Annotated in this window: 23 protein-coding genes and 1 pseudogene; 12 read left to right on the top strand and 12 right to left on the bottom strand. The window is 72.9% G+C overall.

Going from position 1 to position 22,164, the window contains the following annotated elements:
• Positions 1-44 precede the first annotated feature (44 nt).
• From AB0761_RS02795 to AB0761_RS02785, 3 genes are all read left to right on the top strand, one after another.
• Positions 45-2,126, top strand: a complete 2,082-nt coding sequence (locus tag AB0761_RS02795; RefSeq protein WP_377267230.1) for a SpoIIE family protein phosphatase — start codon at positions 45-47, stop codon at positions 2,124-2,126.
• Between the two features lie 29 nt (positions 2,127-2,155).
• On the top strand, positions 2,156-2,737 hold the full coding sequence (locus AB0761_RS02790) for an AAA family ATPase (RefSeq protein ID WP_377267229.1): 582 nt from the start codon (positions 2,156-2,158) through the stop codon (positions 2,735-2,737).
• A gap of 77 nt (positions 2,738-2,814) precedes the next feature.
• Positions 2,815-3,564 (top strand): hypothetical protein, encoded by a 750-nt coding sequence (locus tag AB0761_RS02785; RefSeq protein WP_377267228.1) that lies wholly within the window; start codon positions 2,815-2,817, stop codon positions 3,562-3,564.
• Positions 3,565-3,663: 99 nt separating this feature from the next.
• Here the strand turns inward: AB0761_RS02785 and AB0761_RS02780 are convergent, their stop codons facing one another.
• From AB0761_RS02780 to AB0761_RS02770, 3 genes are all read right to left on the bottom strand, one after another.
• The gene (locus AB0761_RS02780; RefSeq protein ID WP_377267227.1) at positions 3,664-4,494 is read right to left on the bottom strand and encodes a ribonuclease BN; all 831 of its coding nucleotides are present in this window, start codon (positions 4,492-4,494) and stop codon (positions 3,664-3,666) included.
• A gap of 34 nt (positions 4,495-4,528) precedes the next feature.
• A complete protein-coding gene (locus tag AB0761_RS02775; RefSeq protein ID WP_377267226.1) occupies positions 4,529-4,924 on the bottom strand; it encodes a hypothetical protein in 396 nt (131 codons plus the stop codon).
• A 78-nt stretch (positions 4,925-5,002) separates the two neighbouring features.
• Positions 5,003-5,227 carry a YozE family protein gene (locus AB0761_RS02770; protein WP_377267225.1) on the bottom strand — a complete coding sequence of 75 codons (225 nt, stop codon included), beginning with the start codon at positions 5,225-5,227 and terminating at the stop codon, positions 5,003-5,005.
• A 583-nt stretch (positions 5,228-5,810) separates the two neighbouring features.
• Here AB0761_RS02770 and AB0761_RS02765 point away from each other — a divergent pair.
• Positions 5,811-6,308 (top strand): annotated as a pseudogene (locus tag AB0761_RS02765) (lytic polysaccharide monooxygenase); the annotation flags it as partial.
• A gap of 370 nt (positions 6,309-6,678) precedes the next feature.
• The gene (locus AB0761_RS02760; protein WP_377267224.1) at positions 6,679-7,173 is read left to right on the top strand and encodes a hypothetical protein; all 495 of its coding nucleotides are present in this window, start codon (positions 6,679-6,681) and stop codon (positions 7,171-7,173) included.
• A 38-nt stretch (positions 7,174-7,211) separates the two neighbouring features.
• On the opposite strand, the gene AB0761_RS02755 is transcribed toward AB0761_RS02760, so the two are convergent.
• Positions 7,212-8,039, bottom strand: a complete 828-nt coding sequence (locus AB0761_RS02755) for an aldo/keto reductase (protein ID WP_377267223.1) — start codon at positions 8,037-8,039, stop codon at positions 7,212-7,214.
• 102 nt (positions 8,040-8,141) lie between these two features.
• Between AB0761_RS02755 and AB0761_RS02750 the strand changes: the two genes are divergently transcribed.
• Positions 8,142-8,309, top strand: coding sequence for a hypothetical protein (locus AB0761_RS02750; RefSeq protein ID WP_377267222.1), 168 nt, complete (start codon positions 8,142-8,144; stop codon positions 8,307-8,309).
• 703 nt (positions 8,310-9,012) lie between these two features.
• Positions 9,013-9,309, top strand: coding sequence for a hypothetical protein (locus AB0761_RS02745; protein WP_377267221.1), 297 nt, complete (start codon positions 9,013-9,015; stop codon positions 9,307-9,309).
• Positions 9,310-9,343: 34 nt separating this feature from the next.
• On the opposite strand, the gene AB0761_RS02740 is transcribed toward AB0761_RS02745, so the two are convergent.
• Complete coding sequence (locus AB0761_RS02740; protein ID WP_377267220.1) at positions 9,344-10,225, bottom strand: YhjD/YihY/BrkB family envelope integrity protein; 882 nt, start codon at positions 10,223-10,225, stop codon at positions 9,344-9,346.
• 146 nt (positions 10,226-10,371) lie between these two features.
• Between AB0761_RS02740 and AB0761_RS02735 the strand changes: the two genes are divergently transcribed.
• Positions 10,372-10,662: a GNAT family N-acetyltransferase gene (locus AB0761_RS02735; protein WP_377267219.1), complete on the top strand. Its 291-nt coding sequence runs from the start codon at positions 10,372-10,374 to the stop codon at positions 10,660-10,662.
• 74 nt (positions 10,663-10,736) lie between these two features.
• Complete coding sequence (locus tag AB0761_RS02730) at positions 10,737-11,375, top strand: DedA family protein (protein ID WP_377267218.1); 639 nt, start codon at positions 10,737-10,739, stop codon at positions 11,373-11,375.
• Positions 11,376-12,015: 640 nt separating this feature from the next.
• Here AB0761_RS02730 and AB0761_RS02725 read toward each other — a convergent pair.
• The 3 genes from AB0761_RS02725 to AB0761_RS02715 all read right to left on the bottom strand — a co-directional run bounded on the left by AB0761_RS02725 (position 12,016) and on the right by AB0761_RS02715 (position 14,622).
• Positions 12,016-12,672 carry an MBL fold metallo-hydrolase gene (locus tag AB0761_RS02725; RefSeq protein ID WP_377267217.1) on the bottom strand — a complete coding sequence of 219 codons (657 nt, stop codon included), beginning with the start codon at positions 12,670-12,672 and terminating at the stop codon, positions 12,016-12,018.
• The gene (locus AB0761_RS02720; RefSeq protein WP_377267216.1) at positions 12,663-14,057 is read right to left on the bottom strand and encodes an MFS transporter; all 1,395 of its coding nucleotides are present in this window, start codon (positions 14,055-14,057) and stop codon (positions 12,663-12,665) included. Before AB0761_RS02720 ends, AB0761_RS02725 begins: the two co-directional genes overlap by 10 nt.
• A gap of 136 nt (positions 14,058-14,193) precedes the next feature.
• Complete coding sequence (locus tag AB0761_RS02715; protein ID WP_377267215.1) at positions 14,194-14,622, bottom strand: MarR family winged helix-turn-helix transcriptional regulator; 429 nt, start codon at positions 14,620-14,622, stop codon at positions 14,194-14,196.
• Positions 14,623-14,701: 79 nt separating this feature from the next.
• Here AB0761_RS02715 and AB0761_RS02710 point away from each other — a divergent pair, with 79 nt between their 5' ends.
• Both AB0761_RS02710 and AB0761_RS02705 read left to right on the top strand, forming a co-directional pair.
• A complete protein-coding gene (locus AB0761_RS02710; protein ID WP_377267214.1) occupies positions 14,702-14,935 on the top strand; it encodes an RNA polymerase subunit sigma-70 in 234 nt (77 codons plus the stop codon).
• 2 nt (positions 14,936-14,937) lie between these two features.
• The gene (locus AB0761_RS02705) at positions 14,938-15,486 is read left to right on the top strand and encodes a Clp protease N-terminal domain-containing protein (RefSeq protein WP_377267213.1); all 549 of its coding nucleotides are present in this window, start codon (positions 14,938-14,940) and stop codon (positions 15,484-15,486) included.
• A gap of 191 nt (positions 15,487-15,677) precedes the next feature.
• Here the strand turns inward: AB0761_RS02705 and AB0761_RS02700 are convergent, their stop codons facing one another.
• The 4 genes from AB0761_RS02700 to AB0761_RS02685 all read right to left on the bottom strand — a co-directional run bounded on the left by AB0761_RS02700 (position 15,678) and on the right by AB0761_RS02685 (position 19,551).
• The gene (locus tag AB0761_RS02700) at positions 15,678-16,946 is read right to left on the bottom strand and encodes a cytochrome P450 (protein WP_377267212.1); all 1,269 of its coding nucleotides are present in this window, start codon (positions 16,944-16,946) and stop codon (positions 15,678-15,680) included.
• 28 nt (positions 16,947-16,974) lie between these two features.
• Positions 16,975-18,369 (bottom strand): NAD(P)/FAD-dependent oxidoreductase, encoded by a 1,395-nt coding sequence (locus AB0761_RS02695; RefSeq protein WP_377267211.1) that lies wholly within the window; start codon positions 18,367-18,369, stop codon positions 16,975-16,977.
• Positions 18,359-18,592 (bottom strand): ferredoxin, encoded by a 234-nt coding sequence (locus AB0761_RS02690; protein WP_377267210.1) that lies wholly within the window; start codon positions 18,590-18,592, stop codon positions 18,359-18,361. Before AB0761_RS02690 ends, AB0761_RS02695 begins: the two co-directional genes overlap by 11 nt.
• 455 nt (positions 18,593-19,047) lie before the next feature.
• The gene (locus AB0761_RS02685; protein WP_377267209.1) at positions 19,048-19,551 is read right to left on the bottom strand and encodes a GyrI-like domain-containing protein; all 504 of its coding nucleotides are present in this window, start codon (positions 19,549-19,551) and stop codon (positions 19,048-19,050) included.
• Positions 19,552-19,644: 93 nt separating this feature from the next.
• Here AB0761_RS02685 and pepN point away from each other — a divergent pair, with 93 nt between their 5' ends.
• Positions 19,645-22,143 (top strand): aminopeptidase N, encoded by a 2,499-nt coding sequence (pepN, locus tag AB0761_RS02680; protein WP_377267208.1) that lies wholly within the window; start codon positions 19,645-19,647, stop codon positions 22,141-22,143.
• The last annotated feature ends 21 nt before the right edge of the window (positions 22,144-22,164 follow it).

Raw genomic sequence — 22,164 nt, 5'->3', positions numbered from 1 at the left:
GCGGCCGGCGTCTGCCGTAGCCCGGGCGGAGGAGAGCCGCCCCCATGACCGCGCAACCGCATCAGGACCGGCCTCCCGACGCGGTCACCGCCGCGCCGGGCGGTCTGCTGGATCTGCTGAAGGTCGCGGCCGTCGTCCTGGACCCGGAGGGCCGGGTCTCGCTGTGGAGCGCGGAGGCCGAGGAGCTCTTCGGCTACACCGCGGAGGAGGTGCTGGGGCTCCCCGCCGCCCGGCTGATGGTGGCCCCGGAGAACCGGTCGCTGGCCATCGACCTCTTCGACCAGGTCAGGGCAGGTGCGATCTGGGCCGGGGTCTTCCCCATCCGGCACAAGGACGGCAGCGAACGGCAGGTCGAGTTCCGCAATATGAGCCTGCTGGACCGCCAGGGCAACATCCTCGCCCTGGGGCTCGCCGCGGACGTCGGCACGGTGCGCCGGGTGGAGACCGACATGGCGCTCTCCGACCGCCTGGTCGAGCAGTCGCCGGTGGGCGTCGGCGTCCTCGGCAACGATCTGCGGTTCACCCGGGTCAACCTGGCGATGGCCGAGATCGCCGGCCTGCCCCCGGCCGACCTGCTCGGCCGGACACCCGGGCAGGTCATGCCCGCCCTGGACACCCGCCGTATGGAGACCACCCTGCGCCGGGTCCTGACCACCGGCGCCCCCGTCATCGACCAGCGCGTCGCCGGACGCACCGCCGCCGACCCCGGGGCCGACCATGTGTGGTCGATCAGCCACTACCGGCTGGACGACTCCAACGGGCGCATCCTCGGCCTGGCCGTCTCCCTCATGGATGTCTCCGAGCGCCATCGCATCGCAGCCGAGGCCATCGAGGCCAGGGAGCGGCTCGCCGTCATCGCCGACGCCGGGGTCCGCATCGGCACCACCCTCGACCTCCAGCAGACCGCCCGTGAGCTGCTGGACGTCGCCGTACCGGGACTGGCCGACCTCGCCGCCGTGGACGTCCTGGACGCGGCGCTGGGCGGCTCCCCCTCCGCCGTCGTCCCCTCCGAGGCGGGCAGCGCCTTCCGGGCCCTGGCCGTCGCCTCCAGCTATCCGACCGAGGCGATCCAGGCCGCCGACCCGGTCGGCGAGATCGCCCACTACGGCCCCTCCCGCGCCATCACCCGGACCGTACGCGAGGCCAGGCCGATCCGGCTGCCCCGGGTGGACGAGGCCATGGTCCGCCAGATGTCCCGCGACGACAGAGCGGCCCAGGTGCTCCTCGACGCGGGGGTGCACTCCTATCTGGCCACCCCGCTGATCGCCCGCGGTGAGGTCCTGGGCACCCTCAGCCTCTACCGCACGGTCAACCCCCGCTCCTTCGACGAGCAGGACGAGACCCTCGCCGGCGAACTGGCCGCCCGCGCCGCCGTCTGCATCGACAACGCCCTGCTCTACGGCCGCGAACGGGAGACCGCGCTCACCCTGCAGCGCAGCCTGCTGCCCCAGGAGCCGGTCAGGCACGCGGCGCTGCAGACCGCCGTCCGCTACCGGCCGGCCGCCGGCGCCAGCGAGATCGGCGGCGACTGGTTCGATGTGCTGCCGCTGGTCGGCGACAAGGTGGGCCTGGTGGTCGGCGATGTCATGGGCAGCGGGGTCCGGGCCGCCGCGATCATGGGCCAGCTGCGGATCGCCACCCGCACTCTCGCGGGGCTCGACCTGCCTCCGGCAGACCTGCTCAGCCACCTCGACGAGATCGCCGCCGCGCTCAGCGACTCCTTCGCCACCTGCGTGTATGCCGTGTGCGATCTCAGCTGCCGGCACTGCGAGATCTCCTCGGCCGGACATCTGCCGCCGATCCGGGTCGACCCGGACGGTGCGGCCGCCTTTGTGGACATCCCCACCGCCGCCCCGCTGGGCGTCGGCGGGGTGCCCTTCTCCACGGTCGCCCTGGACCTCGCCGCGGGCACCCTGCTCGCCTTCTACACCGACGGGCTGGTGGAACGCCGCGACCAGGCGATAGACACCGGCCTCCAAGCACTGCAGCGACTGCTCACCGGCACCGCGGGGCAGCCCCTGGAGGAGACCTGCGACGCCGTGCTCGACGGCCTCTACCACGCCTCCGACGACGATGTCGCCCTGCTGCTGGCCCGCTTCGACGGCGGCATCCCCCCGACTGCGTAGCGCAGAGCACCCCCGGGCACCATGGGCCCATGGAGCAGCAGACGCACGGAGCCCCGGTGTGGGTGGTCGCGGGCGCGCCCGGCGCGGGCAAGTCCACCGTCGCGGAGCTGCTGCTGGCACGGCTGCGGCCGGTGCCGGCCCTGCTCGACAAGGACACCCTCTTCGACGGGTTCGTCGCCGCGGTGCAGACCGCGCACGGCCGGCCTCCGGGCGAACGCGAGGGGCCCTGGTACGACGAGCACATCAAGGCCCATGAGTACACCGGCATGACCGCCGCCGCCCGGCAGATCCGCGCCCCGGGCTGCCCCGTCCTGCTGGTCGCCCCCTTCACCGAGCAGATCCGCGACGTCGACCGCTGGCACGCCTGGGTCGCCGAACTCGGCGGGGAACCGGTGCGGCTGGTGTGGGTCCGTTCGGAAGCCGACACCCTGGCCGCCCGGCTGCGCACCCGCCGCAGCCCCCGGGACACCGGGAAGCTGGCCGACTTCGCCGCCTTCACCGCCCGCACCCTCCCCGACAGCCCGCCGCCCGCACCCCATCTGGAGCTCGACAACCGCCTGGGCGCCCCGCCTCTCCCGCAGCAGCTGACGGCGCTGCTGACCGACCTCTGAGCGGACATGTCACCCGATCGTTGGTATCCGCTCCACAACCGCGGCCCAGCCGGTGCCGTGCGGCTACGGTCCGCCGCATGGTGAACATCGAGGACATCGTCCGGCGGGCCCGGGAGCAGGCGGACGCAGATGCCCGAGAACGGGTCCGCAGGCTGCTGCGCACCCGCCCCACCGAGTGGCTGGTGGAGCAGCTGATCGTGCAGACCATGGGAGCCCCCGGCGGGCGGCTGCCGCTGCCGCGCAGCGAGGAGGACGGCCGCCAGGCGGAGCAGGACCGCACACTGCGCATGGAACGCATCCGGGCCTGGCGCCTGGACCGCAACCGCCTCACCGACCTGGTGCTGCGCTACCGGGAGGCCACCAGGGAACGCCTGGAGGCCGACGGGCAGCTGCTCGGACCGCCGCCGCGGGGCGGTGAGGCGCTGGAGTCCCGGCACCGCTCGCCCGCGGCGACCGCGCTGCTGGAGGAGGCCAAGGACCTCCTCTACGCACTGCTCTTCGGCAGCGAGGCGGCGGAGGTCCGGCTGGACCGGGTCGAACGCCGGCAGCTCACCGTCACGCTGCCCAGGGCCAAGGCGCCCGCGCTGGCCTTCGTCCTGCGGGCTGCCGCCGAGAGCGGCACCGGCGGCGGCCGCCGGGACCCCTGGCGGGGCGCGGACGAGGACCCGGTCGCGACCCTGGTACTGCGCATCTCCTACGGGGAGACGGCCGACGAGCTGGTGGGCAGCGGTCTCGCCGCCGCACTCCGCCTGATCAACAGCCTGGAGCTCAATGAGCCGGTGCTGCATGTGCGGCTGGAGAAGCCCGAGGACGGACAGCTGGAGTGAACCACCACCGGCCCCGGCGGGACCGGCGGCTCCACCCCGGTGCCCATGCCGGCGTGGGGCCGACGTGCCCTCGCCCGCCACGGCTGCGGTCCCGGGGCGCTAGCCGGGCGGGCGGTGGCGCCTGGAGCGGCGCTCGTGCTCCGCGACCAGCTGCCGCCCCACCAGAGCCCCGCCGAACACCACCACCCCTGCTCCGATGAGCCAGGACTGCACGATCAGCACCGTGCCGATCGCGCCGTAGGTCACCGCGTTGGAGACGATCAGCGGCGCGAAGACCAGCCCCGAGAAGATCCGCAGGCCCACCAGGCCCAGCACGGTGGCCACCGCACCGGGCAGCAGATCCCGCCACGGCAGGCGGCCGCCGATCAGGAACCGCTGGGTCCACCAGAAGAAGAGCACAGCGCCCAGCACGGTGATCGCCACCCGCAGTGACCCCATCCGCTCCAGCAGCGCGGCGCTCTGCACATCCGCGAAGAGATAGCCGGTGAGCACGGCCAGCCAGACGATGCGGCGCCAGGCGGAGTGCCAGGGGCCCGAGGGCAGGTCCCACACCCGCTCGTACCCGGTCTGCACCACCGAGGCGAAGGAGAGGCCGAACACCGCCAGTGCCACCACACTGAAGGCGCTGGTGGCGCTGAGCACCCTGGCCGGCGCGGCGAAGACCCGCTGCACCGCCTCGGCGGACCGCCCCGAGATGCCCATGCCGTCCACCACCCACTGGGCGAATCCATGGTGGCCCACCGGGTCGGCGGAGGCCACCACGATCAGCAGCGGCACCAGGGTCACCAGCCCCAGGGCGGCGAAGCTGAGCGCCCGGTGCATCAGCTCCAGCTCGCCGCCGCGGCGCCAGCCGCGCCGCACCCCGGAGCGGTGCCAGGTCAGATGCAGCCGCCGGTGCCAGGGCCGGGCCCCGGACACGGGCCGCAGCATCCGGGCCCCGTGGGGGGCCCGCGGTCGGTCCGGTTCAGCCATGCGGATGTGTCCGCTGTCGGATGTCGCGCACCAGCGCGTCGGTCACCAGCCGCAGCTGCCGGTCCAGGTCGCGCAGCCGCTGCCCCTCGACGGCGTACACCTCCAGGGTCCGGTCGACGGTGCCCGGATCCATGCCCGCCTGGGCCAGGTCGCGGCGGGTGGTGGACCAGCCGTGCCGCAGCCCGGCGATCTCCGCCTGGATGTGCAGATCGGCCTGGCGGGCCAGCAGCAGCGGCTGGTGGTGGAAGACGTCGTACTGGGCCCAGGTCGACGGCAGCAGGGTCCACATCCAGTGGACGGCTGTCTCCTGCCAGCCTTCGGTGCCGGGTGGGGACACCGGGCCGGGCCAGCCCTGCGCTGCCGGTTCGCGGCGCTGGTCGTCGCTCACCCCTCCAGACTGGCGGGCGGCTCCGGCTTACGCGAGCGGGGCGGACCGGGTCCTGGGAGCGGGGTCGTACGGGGCTGCTCACCGGCCGCGCCGGTAGCGTTCCCAGGCCTCCTCCAGGGTGTCCACCGCGTCGGTGTCGGCGCCGCGTTCCAGTAGCCGGGCCCGGCAGCGCTCCAGGTCGTCCGGTCCCTGCGGCCAGCTCGGGTCGTCCAGGACGGAGCGCGCCAGATCGCCGAGCGTGCCGTGGATCTGGGCGTAGGAGAGGAGCCAGGCCCGGAAGTTCCTGTCTTGCTGGTAGTCCATGCCGGGAATCCCTACCCGTCGGGAACCGCGGCGGGACCGCGGTCGCCGACTTCCACCCATGAGGGTCGCACCACCGCCCTGACGCATGACTGGTTCAGACCATTGACGCCCTCAGGGGAGTGCTCCTGCCGTGGGGAGCACCCCGACACCTGTCGCATCCATGTCAAGTGCCCTCAGGAGGCACCGTGCCCAGGCGTCACACCCTCCACCGCGCACCCGTGCTGGCCGCGCTCGCCGCCGCTGCCCTGGCCGTCCCGCTCGCCACCGCCTCCCCGGCGTCCGCCCACGGCTACCGGTCTTCTCCGAGAGGGCGCCGGGCTTCAGCCCGGTGGTGAATCGGACTCCCGCGGAGCGGGACGGGATTCGGCGAAGTGCCGCCAAGGCACTCTGCTGCCCGGTACGGTGACCGTGTCAGGTACCGCCGGACGGGCGGGAACGGGGTCTTCGGATCCGAAAGCCTGTGGAGACCGGGTAAGACTGCCGCTTGCGGTGGCGCTGGTCGCTGAAGCCGGAAGCCACGGAGGTGTCGCGTCAGCGGCACGGGCTGAATCCTCGGCATTGATGCCGAGGAGCGCGTCAAACCACCAACCCGCCGAGCCGCGGCGCGCTCTGCGCCCAGGGCGTGGTCACCGGGTGCGGCGACATCCAGTGGGAACCCCAGAGCGTCGAGGGCCCCAAGGGCTTCCCGGCTCTGGGCCCCTCGGACGGGACCATCTGCGCGGGCGGCATCGCCCGCTTCGCGCAACTCGACGACCCCCGCGGCGGCAACTGGCCGACCACCCGGCTGACCGCCGGCCAGTCGTTCACCTTCACGTGGCACCTCACCGCCCAGCACGCCACCACCTCGTTCCGCTACTTCATCACCCGCCAGGGCTGGGACCCCACCCGTCCGCTGACCCGCGCCGCGCTGGAGAGCACCCCGTTCCTCACCGTCCCCTACAACGGGGCCCGGCCCGCGGTCGACATCAGCCACACCGGCACCCTGCCCGGCGGCAGGACCGGCCACCACATGATCCTCGCGGTCTGGGACATCGCCGACACCGGCAACGCCTTCTACTCCTGCTCCGACGTCGCCTTCTGAGCGGTGCGGCGGGCGCCCGGGGACGGCCGTGGAGGGGTTCGGACGGGCCGACCCTCGTCGATATGGACACCTCTTGTGTAGATTTCATCGAGTAGGTACGTTTCGTGTCCTACACATGGCAGGCCGCCGGGGATCCACCAGCCCGGCGCCGCGGCAGTGGCCACCGTCTCCGGCCGCGCCGGGCCGCGCACCGACGCGCAGGCCCCGCGGAACACCGGAGGCCCCCGCTCCCCGGCCGTCACGGGCCCGCCATGCGCCACCCCGTACCGGGAGAAGCCGGGAATGCGGACAGTCGTGTCCGGGTGCAGAGCCCGCACACGCCTCTTCCCTCTTCCTTCGGCCAGGGACGGTGAGCAGCAAGGGAGTAGTCATGGCACATACGACACCTTCATGGGAGCCGATCCCCGAGAACAAGCGTCCCGACCAGCCGTGCGGTTCGCTGCCCCCGATGCCCTCCCCGCACTGGCCGGGAGCGGTCTGCCCGCCTTCGTCACCTGGCTTCGAGCAGTCGGCCAAGGTGTGGCTGTTCGAGCTCGCCCCGGCCCGCTGGTGGCACGAGGAACTCCTGCACCGCCAGCCCGTGGAGCTGGCCCGGATGGTCCGGCTGCGGCTGGAGGCCGATGTGATGGCCATGCACACCGGGCTCCGCGTGGTCACCGGTGCGATGCTGCCGCGTGACCCCGGGCCCGCAGCCGAGCTCTACTCGCGGGAGCGGGACTGGGCCCGGGGCATGCTGGCACAGGTCAAGCTGGTCGAGGAGGCCCTGAAGGCCGGCTGCCGGCGGGTGCGCCGCCGGCGTGCGGCCGCGGTCGGCGATTCGGCGGTGCGTACGCCGATGCCCCGGCAGCGCCCCGCGACGGGCTGAGCCCTCTGCGCCCCGGGCCGGCGGCCGGCCCGGGGTGCTCAGTTGAAGGCGTCGGGGTCGGGTCCGATCCGGGTGCCGGTGTCCAGGGCGGCGACGGCTGCCAGGTCGTCGTCGCCGAGTTCGAAGCCGAAGAGGTCGAGGTTGGCCCGGATGCGCTCGGGGGTGACCGACTTCGGGATCACCACATTGCCGAGCTGGAGGTGCCAGCGCAGCACCACCTGGGCCGGGGTCACCCCGTGGCGCTCGGCGATGGCGCCGACCGCCGGGTCCTGGAGCAGCGCACCGCCCTGTGCCAGCGGGCTCCACGCCTCGGTGACGATGCCGTGGCGGGCGTGGAAGGCCCGCAGTTCGGCCTGCTGGAGCTGGGGGTGCAGCTCGATCTGGTTGACTGCGGGGACCACGCCGGAGTGCTCCATCAGCCGGGTCAGATGGGCCGGCTGGAAGTTGGAGACGCCGATGGCCCGCACCCGGCCGTCGGCCAGCAGCTTCTCCAGGGCCCGCCAGGTGTCCAGGTAGCGGTCCCGGGCCGGGGTGGGCCAGTGGATCAGATACAGGTCGACATGGTCCAGCCGCAGCCTGTCGAGGCTGGCGTCGAAGGCCGCGAGGGTGGAGTCGTATCCCTGGGCGTCGTTCCACAGCTTGGTGGTGACGAACAGCTCGGCCCGCGGGAGTCCGGCGGCGGCCAGAGCGTCACCGACGCCCTTCTCGTTCCCGTAGACGGATGCGGTGTCGATGCTGCGGTAGCCGGCGTCCAGAGCGGCGGAGACGGCGACGGCGGTCTGGTCGTCGGGGACCTGGAAGACACCGAAGCCGATCTGGGGGATGCGGACGCCGTTGTTGAGGGTGAGGCTGGGAAGGTCGGTCATATCGGCGACGTTAGTTGCGTACGCTGCTTATTGCAAACGCACGCGCCGGGTGGGAAAGCGGCAAAAGATGCGAACCGCCGCGGGCGGCGGTGTCCTGGTGCCATGACCGCACCCCATCCGCTGGTCCGCTTCACCAATGAACTGATGGCCCTCACCGGCGACCTCGACCAGACCGCAGCCGCGGACTTCGTCCGCCGGGTCTACGAGGCCGGGCGGGCCGAGGGGGAGCGCCGCGCGGGGGAGGGCCGGCGGCCGGGCGGGGAGCGTTAGGACCTCTCTGACAGTTCCCGCCCGGCGCTCGGCGGGACCTCTCTCCCTCCTTGCCTGCCACCGGCGAGGAGGGCCACTGCGCAGGCGCTGCGGGGCTTGAACGGCGCGAAGTTGCGGCAAGGCCTGGCCGGTCGGGGCGTTCGCCGGACGCCCCCCGGGCGGACGGACCCGGTAGAAGCCGGGCCTGCCGCTCCCCGCGGGGCCGTGCCCGGTGTGGCCTGGGGTCCTTGTGCCGCATCGCGGCCGTGTGCCGCCATGCGAGGTCGCAGAGCCGTGTGCTGCCCTCCAGGCCGCTGTCGAGGATTCTTCGGGCCTGCTCAGCTCCGGATGCTCTGCCGTGTGCCGCCGCGGGGATCGGTGGGGTCGGGTTCTCCCCTCGCGGCAAAACCCTCCTTGGCGTCCAGCGGGATGTGGCGCGCTGCGCCATGGATCGTTCCTGCCCGTTGTGCAACGACTGGTTCGAACCCCGTACGGCCGCTCGGACGGCGTACGGTCACCGGGTCGTCGCGGGGCCGTCCGGATGACTCCCGCAAGTGCGGGCCCCGCGTCGCTGACCTGCGAAGACGCTTGCTATGGGCGGTCGCTGAGGGTGTTCGAGCAGTCACTCGGAGGCGCGTTCGACGCGCGCCGTGTTCTCGAACTTGCTTACGGTGACCTTATCCGGTTGTTGTTCGGAACAACTCCGATCCGAGAGGAAACACACATGTCCAAGCGTATGTCTCGTATCGTCGCCACCGCAGCGCTCGCCGCCGCTGCCACCGTCGTCCCGCTCGCCGGAACCGCCAGCGCCACTCCCGTGCACGGCGGTGGCTTCGGCGGTGGATACGGCGGGTTCGGTGGTGGTGGGCACCACCGTCACCACCACCACCACCACGGCGGCGGTTTCGGCGGCGGTTACGGAGGCTTCGGCGGCGGTTTCGGCGGCGGTTACGGTGGCCTCGGCGGCTTCGGCCTCGGCGGTTTTGCCGGCTTCGGCAACAATGTGACGATCATCTTCTGACGTATCGTCGGCATGGCAGTCGGCGGGATCCGGATCATTCCGGGTCCCGCCGCTCCGTGCGGTGCCACCACGGCAGGCCGAGCCGGGCGAGCAGCCTGCGCACCGGTTCCTCCGTCGCCAGCACATACCCCAGGGCGATCGACCCGGTGACGGCCGCGCCCAGCACGATCAGCCAGGACAGGGTGGTGAACACCGCACCGTACGGGCCGAACTGCAGCAGACTGCGGTCCAGCGCCCGCGGCATGTACAGCCGGGCCGCCCAGCTCAGCAGCAGGACGGATGCCGTGCAGAGGAGTGCGCCGGGCAGCAGCGGCCGCCATGGCACCCGTCCGCCGAGCAGCAGATGCTGCGTCCACCACCACAGCGCCACGCTGACCAGCGCCGCCAGGGGCAGTCCCAGCACGGGGCCGATGCCGAACGCATTGCGCAGGGACCCCTGCCCCACCAGAACCACCAGCCACACCAGCAGCCAGACCAGCCACCGCCATGCCGACACGCGGAACCCCGAGCGCGGCAGCCGCCAGGCCCGCTCGCAGACCCGCTGGAGCGCCCGGCTGCAGGCCGTGGCCGACAGCAGGGTCACCACGGTCCCGACCGCGCCGAACGCCTCGCGGGTGTCGTTGTCGCTTGCCTGCAGGACCTGCTGCACCTGGGATATCGGCCGGCCGCCGATGCCCAGCTCGGTGCGGAGCGACGCGGTCAGCTCGTTCCGGACCGATGCGGGGGCGAAGGCGCTGAACACAAAGAGCGCCGGGACCGCGCAGAGGAAGACCTGTGCGGCGATCCGAGTCCCGTTGTCCAGCAGATTCACCCTCAGCAGCTGATCGGTGACCCTGGGCAGCAGCGGTACGCGGTCCCGTACGACGGCGAGGATGTGCGCCGTCCGGTCCGCTCTCTGCCGCACTCCCTTCAGCATTGCCGCACCTCACCGCCGATGGCCCGCGATAGCGATGGCCGCCGTTCCGATCCGCCGGCCTTTTCCGATCATGCTCCGTGGACGGCAGGATGGAGGCGGTGAACCGCCGCAGCCAGCCGTCACCGGGAGGCCGAATGGATGTCGTCGTGACCGATGTACCCGAGCACGGGCGTTTTGAGGCCTGGGAGGGTGACCGGTTGGTCGGCTTTGCCGAGTACATCCGCAGCGGCAGCCTGGTCGTCTACCCCCACACCGAGGTCGAGCCGGCGTTCGAGGGCCGGGGGGTGGGCGGTTCCCTGGCCCGAGCGGCCCTGGAGGACGCCCGCGCCCGCGGGCTGCCGGTCCTGGCCACCTGCCCGTTCATCGCCGTCTGGATGGTCCGCCACCCCGAGTACGCCGACCTCGCCTACCAGAACCGCAGCCGGGTCGTCGACTGACACGGGCCCGCCTCTCCCGGCCTGGAGCGCGCTGCGCGCGGCCCCTGGGGCCCGGCGGCCCCTTATGGTGAGGTATGGCCCCGCCGCTCCCCGGTCCTCTGGCCCACCTGGCCCCGCTGCTGGAGCACTACGGCTATCTGTCCGTCGGCGGGCTGGTGTTCGTCGAGGACTTCGGCGTGCCCGCGCCCGGCGAGGCCACCCTGGTCGCGGCCGCGGTGTACGCAGGCGCCGGACAGCTCTCCATCGCCGCCGTCGCGGGGATCGCCCTGGTCGCCGCGGTCGCCGGGGACAACGTCGGCTATCTGATCGGCCGCACCGGCGGCCGGGCCTTCGTCCACCGCTGGGGGCGGTATGTGCTGCTGACCCCCGAGCGGTTCGGCCGGGCCGAGGAGTTCTTCTCCCGCAACGGGGCCAAGGTGGTCGTCATCGCCCGCTTCGTCGAGGGGCTGCGCCAGGCCAACGGCATCATCGCCGGCACCACCGGTATGCCGTGGCGGCGCTTCCTGGCCTTCAACACCCTCGGGGCCGTCCTCTGGGTGGGGTTGTGGGCCACCGTCGGCTACACCGCCGGCAGCCATATCGACACGGTCTACCGGGATGTCTCCCGCTACCAGAGCTATCTGCTGATCGTCCTCGGCGTGCTGGTCGCAGCCCTGGTGGCCCGGCATCTGCTGCGCCGCAGGCGCAGGCGGGACCCCCAGCCGAAGCCCTGATCCGCCCGTCGAGGTTCACCCCAACGGGCGAGTTGCCGTGCGGCCGAACGGGCAGGCGAGCGACGAGGACTCCGCATCAGGAAGTGGGGGCACTGCCGCCATGGACGCGCTGCTCTGGTTGCTCATTCCGCTGATCGCCGCCGTGTGTGCGGCCCTCTGGGCCGTCGCCGCTCAGCACCCTCGCCGCCGTCGCCGCGGCGAATGGCAGGATCTGGACCGCTACCACCGGATGCAGGTCGTCCTGTCCTCGTCCCAGATGTCGTGGCCGCCGCCCCCGCAGCTGGAGCCTGAGCCGCCCCCGCCGGATCCGCCCCCGCCCGGTGCGGCCGGCGCAAGCGGTGCGACCGCTGCCTCCCGGGGCCCCGTCCGGGACGGTCGTCCGCGTGGTGCCGACCGGGGAGCCGTGTCCAGACCCGGGCCGGGTGGCCGCTTCCGGCGCTGAGGCGCCGGCGCCCGCTGCGGACGAGTGCGTTCCGGCCGCCACCGTCCCGAGGGGGGCCACCACCGATCTGCCGGACCGCATCGGGACCACCCTCAGCGAGCCCCCTTGTACTTCCTCGCGAGTGAGCGCACGGCAGGGCCGGTCCCGCTGCTGCGGGACCGGCCCTGCGGCCGGGTGGTGCCGTCGGGCTCGCGCAGGTCAGGCAAGGACGACGGTCTGCCCGGAGGCCAGCCGGGAGAGGGAACGGCCCTCCCCGCCGGCCAGTCGGCCGACCATCTGCTCGGCGGTCTGGAGACCGATCTCGCTGAGCAGGGCCTCGTGGATCAGATAGGCCTCCCGAGGTCCGACCGCGCGGACGAAGTCGATGACCTCACCCAGCTTGAGCCAGGGGCCGGAGACCGGTACCAGCAGGGTGGAGACCGGCTCCTCGGGCACCGTGAAGGCGTCGCCGGGGTGGAAGACGCGGTCGGCGACCAGGAAGCCGACGTTGTCGCAGACCGGGATGTCGGAGTGGATGACGGCGTGCTTCTCACCGTGCACCCGCACCGGGATGCCGGCCCCGCCGCCGACGGTGAAGGCGTCGCCGTGGGCGACGGTGTGCACCCGGTCGCCGAGGTCGGCGAACTGGGCGGCGACCGAGGCGTTGGTCCACACCTGCAGTCCCGGTTCGGCGGCGGCCGCGGCGCGCAGTGCGTCGGGGGCGACATGGTCGAAGTGGTCATGGGTGACCAGCACCGCGTCGGCGCCCGCCAGCGCCTCCGGCTCGCTGAAGGCCCCCGGGTCGATCACGACGACCGTGCCCTCGGACTCGAGGCGGACACAGGCATGTCCGTACTTGGTGAGCTTCAGTTCCACTGGTGGTGCCTTTCGGTGCGGTGTTCTCTGTGTACTGCCCTGCGTACCGTGCCCGCCAGGGAGGTGAGCAGCAGCAGGGCGGCGATCCCGGCGACGGTGAGGCCCATCCGGTGGAGGCCCGCGTCGTCGGTGTGGTGGCCGAGGAGCAGCGCCAGCACGGCGGCGGCCAGGTTGGCGCCGACGTACTGGGAGGTGCGGTAGAGGCCGGAGGCTGCTCCGGTCCGTTCCGCGGGCGCCGCTGAGTACATGGTGTTCTGGTTGCCCATGTTGTTGAAACCGTTGGGCAGGCCCAGCACCGTGGTGACGGCGAGCAGCAGCAGGATCGGGGAGCCGGTGCGGGGGACGGTGAGCAGCAGCCCTCCGACGAGCAGCGCGGCGGTGCCGACCAGCAGGGTGACGCGCGGCCCCCGCCGGCGGACCAGGCGGGTGGCGGCGAAGGTGGAGGCCGCCCCCAGTGCCGCGGTGGGCAGCACCACCAGTCCGGCGCCGGTCGGCCCGAGGCCGCGGGCCTCCTCCAGCCACTGCGGCAGTCCGTAGAAGACGCAGTAGAACGCGGTGTAGGTGGCGATGGTGCGCAGATAGGTGAAGGACAGGTCGCGCCGGCCCAGCAGCCGTACGTCCAGGAACGGGTCACGGGCGCGCAGCCCGCGGGCGACCGCGAGAGCGGCGCAGGGCACCACGGCGGCCAGCCACCACCACTCGGGGCGGTTCGCGAGCGAGAGCAGCCAGAACATCAGCGCCGCGATGGTGGCGGCGAAGAGCAGTATCCCCAGGGGGTCGATCCGGGCCAGCGACCGCAGCCGGCCGGCGGGTGCCTCCTCGGGAGCGGTGGGCGGATCGGCCGGGCCCCAACGGAGGATGACCATGGCGGCGCAGACGGCCAGGGGGACGTTGATCCAGAAGATGCCGGTCCAGCCGAAGCCGCCGACCAGCAGGCCGCCGAGGGTGGGGCCGAGTGCGGCGGTCACCTGGGAACAGGCCGCGATCGCTCCCAGGGCGCTGTGCGAGCGGGCGTGCAGCCGGTCGGCCGCCTGGCGCACCATGGCGACGCCGCAGGGGTACTGGGCGGCGGTGCCGATACCGATGACCACCCGGCAGGCGACCAGGGTGCCGACCCCGGGGGCGAAGGGGGCCGCCACCGACGCGGCCGCCACCAGCGCGAGGCCGCCCAGGCTGGTGCGGCGCGGCCCCAGCAGGTCGGCGATGCGGCCCATGGCGGGGGCGGCCACCGCGGTGGCCAGATAGAGCGCGGAGACCAGCCAGGTGACCGAGGAGCCTGCCTGGAAGTGGTCGCGGATGCCCACCAGAGCCACCGCGATCATGGAGGAGTTCAGCGGCTGGAGGATGGTGCCGAAGGCGATGGGCGCTACGAACCGGGCGGGCAACTCCCGGTGCTCAGCCTTGGCGGACGGCTGGTCCGCCCGGGCTGATATGCCAGCCTGGCTGTCTTTCTGGAGAGGGTTGGATTGTCGCGGTGACGGGGCTGGCGGCACGGTGGGGCTCCTGGGGCGCCGGTCGGGTTCAGCTGGTGGCGAGGCGGTCCAGCAGGCGGGCGGCGAGCATCAGCAGATCGCGCTCGATCTCGGTGAGCTGGGTCGCCAGGGCCTCGGACAGCCATGCCTCGCGCTGCCGGCGGTCCTGCAGCACCAGCTCGCGCCCGGCTTCGGTGATGCGCAGCAGGGATGCCCTGCGATCGGCCGGATCCTGACTGCGTTCGACCAGTCCGGCGCCGAGGAGGTGCTGGACGATGCGGGCCATGGACTGGGGGGTGATGCGCTCGGCGTTGGCCAGCGCACTGGCCGTGGCCGGACCGTCGCGCTCCAGGTGGCCGAGTACCGACAGCCGGCCCAGGGTGAGGTCGCCGGGTTCGCGCTCGGCGCGCAGGCGACGGGCCAGGCGCATGACGCTCAGCCGCAGATCCACTGCTGCGCGCTCGGTCTCCTGGTTCATATAGACAGCATAGCTGAATTATTTTCGACGCCCGTCAACTATGGTTGACAGGTGGGGAGTGTCAACCTACATTGACACCATGAGCGATGGAGTACAGCTCGCCCAGGAGGCGAGCAGCCGTGACCCCGCTGTGGGTCTGCGAGCCGTCCGCGCGCTGCGCGAACTGGCCGACCGCCTGGAGGCGCTCCAGGTGGGCAGCGCACGTGACCAGGGCTGGTCCTGGCAGGAGATCGCCGTCTGCCTCGGTGTCAGCCGGCAGGCCGTCCACAAGAAGCACGGCAGTGGCCGTCGGATCCTTGGCAAGGAGCGCTAGCGATGTTCGAACGGTTCACGGTGGACGCGCGTCAGACGGTCGTCCTCGCCCAGAGTGAGGCACGCTCGCTGCACCACTCCCACGTCGGCACCGAGCATCTGCTGCTCGCCCTGGCGGGCGGCGCCGACGGGCCCGCCGCCGGCGTCCTGCGCGACCACGGTCTGGAGACGGCAGATCTGCGCCGCCGGATCGTCACCGCGCTCGACGGTGGTCTGGACCAGGACGCCCTCGCCACCCTGGGCATCGACCTGGACCAGGTCAGGCGCGCCGCCGAGGCGAACTTCGGCCCCGGTGCGCTGCAGACACCGGCTCACCGCCCGACCCGGAAGAGCGGACACATCCCCTTCAGCGATCGGGCCAAGAAGGTCCTGGAACTCTCCCTGCGCGAGGCCGTCCGGCTCAAGCACCGGGAGATCGGCACCGGCCATCTGCTGCTCGGCCTGATCCGTGAAGGGGACGGACTGGCCGCCCGGGTGCTCACCGAGGCGGGCGCGGACCTCCCCGGGATCCGTGCCGACGTCGTCCGGCGGATCACCGCCGCGGCGGCCTGAGGCTCCGGGCCGGCGACGCCAACGAGCGCCGGGTCCTGCTGCCTCCCCGGCAGCCGGGGCAGCCACCCCGGCTTCCGGGAAGGCCGACGTCGGGGCATCAGCCGCAGATGCGCCCCCGCAGGATCAGGGCGCACCTGCGGGTTCATGCGACGGGGGCCCGCCGCCGCACGGCCCACGCCGGCCTGACCGGGTCAGCCGTGCACGGCCGCTGAAGCCTCGGGCAGCGGTACATGCTCGGCGACCCGGTCGAAGGCGACCGGCAGATGCCGGGGGCCGCGCAGGACGGGGCTCGGCCGGTAGGGCGGTGGGTCCTCCACCAGCCGGAGGTTCTCCAGCCTGCTGGCGATCTCGTACAGGGCGAGCTGCCCCTCCATCCTGGCGAGCGGCGCACCGAAGCAGGAGTGCACGCCGAAGCCGAACCCCAGGTGCTGGATGTCCTCGCGCTGCGGATCGAACCGGTCGGGGTCGCGGAACCGCTGCGGGTCGCGGTTGCCCGCGGCCAGCATCAGCCAGACCGGCGCCCCCGCGGGGATCACGGTGCCGGCGATCTCGATGTCCGCGAGGGTGGTCCGCTGCGGCAGCAGCTGCACCGGAGGCTCGAAGCGCAGCAGCTCCTCGACGGTCGCGATGGCGGACGACGGGGTGGTGCGCAGCCGCTCCAGTGCCTCCGGGTTGCGCAGCAGCGTGAGGACGCCATTGGCGATGAGGTTGACGGTCGTCTCATGCCCGGCGACGAGCAGCAGCACGGCATTGCTGATCAGCTCGACCAGGGACATGCGCCCCTCCCGGCCCTCGTCCGTGACCAGGGCGGACAGCATGTCCTCGCCCGGGTCCCGGCGGTGCTCCTCGACCAGGCCCGCAAGATACTCCGCCAGCTCCATGCGGCTGCGCTGGGCCGTGCGCTGCTGCTCGGCCGTGTCGCCGCCGGTGGCGATCCCGGCGACGATCGCGTCCACCAGGACGCGGAACCGCGGCTCGTCCTCGCGCGGCACCCCGAGCAGCTTGCAGATCACCGCGACGGGGAAGGGGTAGGCCACCTCGTCGACAAGATCGGCCTCGTTGTGGCCGGCCAGTGCGTCGACCAGTCCGGAGATGACACCACTGAGTTCGCCGCGCATCTCGTGCACCCTGCGCGGGCTGTGCGGGGGGCCGAAGGGCCGCATGGCGAGACGGCGCAGACGGTCGTGCTCGGGCGGGTCCAGCCGGATCATGGTCGGCGGAAGGGTGGCGTCCTCCTCGGGCGCGAGCAGGGACCTGGCGCCCGGGGCGAGGTTGCGGGCGTCCGAGCTGATCCGCGGATCCTGGAGCAGGGTCCGGATCTCCCAGTAGGTGCTGACCGCATGGATGCCGGTGCTCTCGTCCCGGTGGACCGGGGTCTTCCGCAGCTCCCGGTAGAGCGGATAGGGGTCGGCGCGGGCGGCGGGGTCGAGGATCTGCTGCAGCAGACTGCTGGACGGCATGGGAGGGCCTCCGTGCGGTCGGTGCCGGTCAGGCACGGGCCGGCGTGAAGGACAGACGCCGGTCCTGGGGGGAGTGGCCCGTCAGGGTGACGGTCGGTCCGTGGCTGGGCAGCGAGGGGTCGGGGAAGTCGGCCGGGATCGGATGCAGCCGCTCGGGCCTGCCGTCCACGGTGGGGAAGTCCGGCGGGAAAGGCGCCGCGGACTCGATCAGCCGCCGGTAGAACGGCATCCACTTCGCCTGGTCGAAGCCGACCGCCGCGATCACCCGCCCCCGGTGCCCGTACACGGCCACAAAGCGGCGCTCGGCGAGCGACCCCTGGCTGATGACGAGTTCGTCCCCCATCGGGGGGACCCCCACCGACTTGATGCTGACGCCGAACTGGGCGGACCAGAAGGCGGGCATCCACAGGTGCGGACGCCGGTCGGGCCCGGCACTGATCATGTTGTGCGCCGCGACATCGGCCCCCGCGACGGCATTGCCCCAGTGCTCCAGGGAGAGGAACTGATACCCGAACAGAGGATGGGGGGACCGCGCGACATCCCCGGCGGCGAACACCTCGTCGGTGACGATGCCATGGACGTCGAAGGCCCGGCAGCCGGCGTCGCAGGCCACCCCTCGCGGACCCGCCGCCACCCCCGACCCCTCCAGCCAACCGGTGTTGCGCACCGCCCCGAGGGCCACCACCGCCACATCGACGTCCAGCACCGTGCCGTCGGACAGATGCGCCCGCCGCAGGCGCCCCACGTCGTCGCCCTCCAGCGATGTCACGGTGATCCCGCAGCGCAGATCCACGCCGAAGGACCGCTGCAACTCGGCAGCCACCCCGCCGACGACCCCGCCGAGCGCCCCCACCAGCGGCGCGGGACCGCGTTCGGCCACCGTCACCTCCAGCCCGCGCTCCCGGCACGCCGACGCGATCTCCGACCCGGTGAAACCCGCCCCGATCACCAGCACCCGGCGCGGCCCGGCCTCCAGCCGGCGGCGCAGCCGCGCCGCGTCGTCACGGGTGCGCACCGTGCAGACGCCGTCCAGGGACGCCTCGGTCTCATGGGGCCACGGTCTGCCGTGGACCCCGGTGGCGATCAGCAGCCGGTCGTACTCCACCTGGCCGCCGTCCGCGAGCAGCACCCGCCCGGTGGCCGGATCCAGCCCGGTGGCCGCGACGCCGGTCCGCCAGCAGGCGTCGACCTCCCGCCGCCGGGGAAGCGCCGTCGCATCCGCCGCGACCCGGCCGAGGAGCACCTGCTTGGTCAGCGGGGGCCGGTCGTACGGCTCGCAGGGCTCGTCCCCGATCACGGTCAGCGATCCGCCGAAGCCCTCCGCGCGGAGCGTCTCGGCAGCCCGCAGCCCGGCCAGCGAGGCCCCGACGATCACGATCCGGCCGCTGCGCCGCAGGGTCCGCAGCGGTCCGTCAGAGGTCATCGTGGACCGCCCCCGTCCCGGCCTCCGGCACCTCGACACGGTCGACCAGGATCGCCTGGACCGGGCAGGCCGCGGCCGCGCGGAGCAGCTGCTCCCGCTGCGACTCCTCGGCCTGCGTCTGGTACATCAGCGTCTCCTCGCCGTGCATGCTGAAGACATCGGGTGCCAGGAACGCGCACTGTGCATAGGCCTGGCACCGGTTCAGGTCGACCACGAGTCTCATCCGACACCGCTCTTTCCGCGGGCCCCTCGGCGGCGGCTCACTCCTCTCAGCTTGGAAGAGCACGGCCGTGCGCGCTCGGGCACGGCCCGCCCCGGCCTCCCCGCGGCCCCGTCGGCCGCCGTCCGACAGGGCCTGTGCATCCCGGGTGCGCCCGTCCGGGCGTCACCCGGACGGGCGCGCACCGCGCCGCTGCCAGGGGTCCGCGGGTGCACCGCCCGTCCGCGCCCGGCCTGACTGCTGACCGCCCGACTGCTGACCGTCCGGGTGCTCACCGCGCCCGTGGACCCGCGGAACCGCAGCACAGCGCTCCGTACGGTCGGCCCCCAGGCCCCAGGCCCCAGGCCCCAGGCCCCAGGCCCCGAACCCCGGCCTGTGAGCGCGCCTCGTACGGCAGGGCCCGGCACAGCCCGCCGGGGGACCCGTCTGCGGGAGCCGGTCGGCGGACCGGGAGAAGGTCAGGCCAGCCGGAAGGCCAGCTCGGTCCGCCACCGCTCCGGGTCGGGCTCCACCCGGGGATCGGTCAGGAAGACCTCCAGCCGGCAACCCCACCGGGTGCCCTCGGGATCGGGGGCGGCGTCCCAGACCAGCTCCCGCTCCGCCGCCCAGGCGAAGACCGCGTCCACCGCCCCGATCATCCCGTCCGGACGGCCCGTGTGCTCTGCCGTCACATACCGCCCCGGGGGCAGCGCTCCGCAGCGGAACTCGCCGTCCGGTTCCGGCGTGGCGGCCACCGGCACCCCGGCCTCGATCTCCAGCTGCCGCTCCATGTCGATCACGCGATACCGCAGGAACGGCGGCCCGGCCGGCTCGACCCCCCGGGCCGCCAGCCACCCGAGGACCTCGGGCAGCCGATCGGCGATCGACGGGATGGTCTCCATGGTCACCAGGGCCGAGACCGATGCATACGGCTGTGCGCCGCGCTCGATGACGGCGGGCTCCCTCGACAGAATGTCACTCATGCCGGGGCAGACTGCCGGGCGGACCGGAACTCATCGCTCGATGTGCCCCGGGCCCGCTGCCCTGTTCGACAGCGGTAGGGCAGCATGGGGCGCATGCCTGCTCTGACCCGTGCGGAGGCCGAGACCCGCGCCCGCCTCCTCGACGTCCGCCACTACGCCATCGCCCTCGACCTCACCAGGGGCGAGGAACTGTTCGGATCCAGCACGGTGATCACCTTCACCGCGCGCTCCGAGGGCGAGACCTTCGTCGACGTCAAACCCGCCACCCTGCACCGCGCCACCCTCGACGGACACGAGCTCGACCCCGGCTCGCTGTCCGACAACCGCCTGCCGCTCCGGCTCACCGCAGGCGAGCACCGCCTGGAGATCGAGACCGACATGCGGTACTCCCGCACCGGGGAGGGGATGCACCGCTTCACCGACCCCGCCGACGGCGAGACCTATGTCTACACCCAGCTCTTCATGGAGGACGTCCAGCGGTTCATCGCCGCCTTCGACCAGCCGGACCTCAAGGCGGTCTTCGAGGTCACCGTCACCGCCCCGCCCGAGTGGACCGTCCTCGGCAACGGCGTGGCCGAGCGCATCGCCGGGACGGAGGACCGCTGGAGCATCGCCCCGACCCCGCCCGTCAGCACCTATCTGCTCGCCGTCGCGGCCGGGCCCTGGCACTCCGTCCGCTCCGAGCACGCCGGACTGCCCTTCGGCCTGCACTGCCGGCGCAGCCTGGCACCGTACCTGGACGCCGACGCCGACGAACTGCTGGACATCACCCGCCGCTGCTTCGACCGCTTCGGCGAACTCTTCACCGAGCCCTACCCCTTCGACTCCTACGACCAGGCGTTCGTCCCCGAGTTCAACGCCGGCGCGATGGAGAACCCCGGACTGGTCACCTTCCGCGACGAGTTCGTCTACCGCTCCGCCGTCACCGACACCGAGCGGCAGCTGCGAGGCATGGTCATCGCCCATGAGATGGCCCACATGTGGTTCGGCGACCTGGTCACCCTGCGATGGTGGGACGACATCTGGCTGAACGAGTCCTTCGCCGAGTACATGGGCTACCAGGTCCTCTCCGAGGCCACCGGCTACACCGGTACCTGGACCGACTTCGCCGTCGCCCGCAAGGGCTGGGGCTACGACGCCGACCAGCGGCCCTCCACCCACCCCGTCGCACCGGCCCCCGAGGCCGTCCCCGACACCGCCTCCGCACTGCTCAACTTCGACGGCATCTCCTATGCCAAGGGCGCCTCCGCGCTGCGCCAACTGGTCGCCTGGCTCGGCGACAAGCAGTTCCTCGCCGGCATCAACGACCACTTCACCCGGCACCGCTTCGGCAATGCCACCCTCGCCGACTTCATCGACTCGCTGGGCCGCGCCACCGACCGCGACGTCCACACCTGGGCCGAGCAGTGGCTGCGGACCACCGGCGTGGACACCCTCCAGCCCACCGTCACCGGCACCCCCGAGGGATGGCAGCTGGAGATCGGCCGCACCGGCGGCCGGCCCCACCGGATCGACCTGGGCCTCTACGACCGCGCCCCGGCCGACCACGGGCGGCTGGTGCACCGCGACACCGTCCGGGTCGACCTGCCGGCCGGGACCGACCCGCAGAGCTTCGCCCTCTCCGGCCCCCGCCCCGACCTGGTCCTGCTCAACGACGGCGACCTCACCTACGCCAAGGTCCGCTTCGACGAGGAGTCCTGGGACACCGTCACCCAGGCGCTCAGCGGCCTGTCGGAACCACTCACCCGAGCCGTCGTCTGGAACGCCGCCCGGGACCTGGTCCGCGACGCCCGGCTGGCACCCGCGGCCTACCTCGCCCTGGCCCGTACCCATCTGCCCATGGAGACCGACCTCGCGATCGTCGAGGGCGTCCTCGGCTTCGCCGCGACCCAGGTCGCGGACCGCTATGTGTCCGCAGAGGAGCGCCCCGCCGCGCAGGCCGTCCTCGCCGACCTCAGTCGCGACCTGCTGTGCTCCTCGGCCGACGGCCACCGTCTCGCCGCCGCCCGCAGCCTGCTGGGCGCCGCGAGCGACGCCGCGGAACTGCACGGCTGGCTCGCCGCGGGACGCCTCCCCGATGGTCCCGAGCTCGACCACGAGCTGCGCTGGCGGCTGCTGCTGCGCCTCGCCGTGCTCGGTGCGGTCGACGACGCGGCCGTCAGCGCGGAGCTTGTCCGCGACCCCAGCGCGGCCGGGGAGCAGGGCGCCGCCCGGTGCCGTGCGGCGCTTCCCGACCCGGCTGCCAAGCAGGCGGCGTGGGCCGCCCTCTTCGAGGGCGACGAGCTCTCCAACTACCTCTTCAACGCCACCGCGCAGGGGTTCTGGCAGCCCGAGCAGCTCGGTCTGCTGCAGGCGTACATCCCCCGCTACTACCCGGCGGCCATGGCCACCGCCGCGCGCCGCGGGCCGGCGCTCGCCGAGGCCGCGGGACGCCATGCCTTCCCCGTCCACGCCGTGGACAGGGAGACCCTGCGGCTGGGCCGTCAGTGCCTGCGTGACGGCGACCCGGTTCCGGCGTTCCGCCGTGCCCTCGCCGACCAGTTGGACGACCTCGACCGTGCGCTGCGGGTCCGTGAGGTGGGCGCCTGCTGAACCCTGGCGGCTCGCCGCCCT

Origin of the sequence: Peterkaempfera podocarpi, assembly GCF_042466665.1 — a bacterium.
In the GTDB taxonomy this organism is placed as follows: Bacteria; Actinomycetota; Actinomycetes; order Streptomycetales; family Streptomycetaceae; genus Peterkaempfera; species Peterkaempfera podocarpi.
The sequence above is the reverse complement of the archived record's forward strand: the minus strand, read 5'-3'. Positions and strand labels throughout refer to the sequence as shown.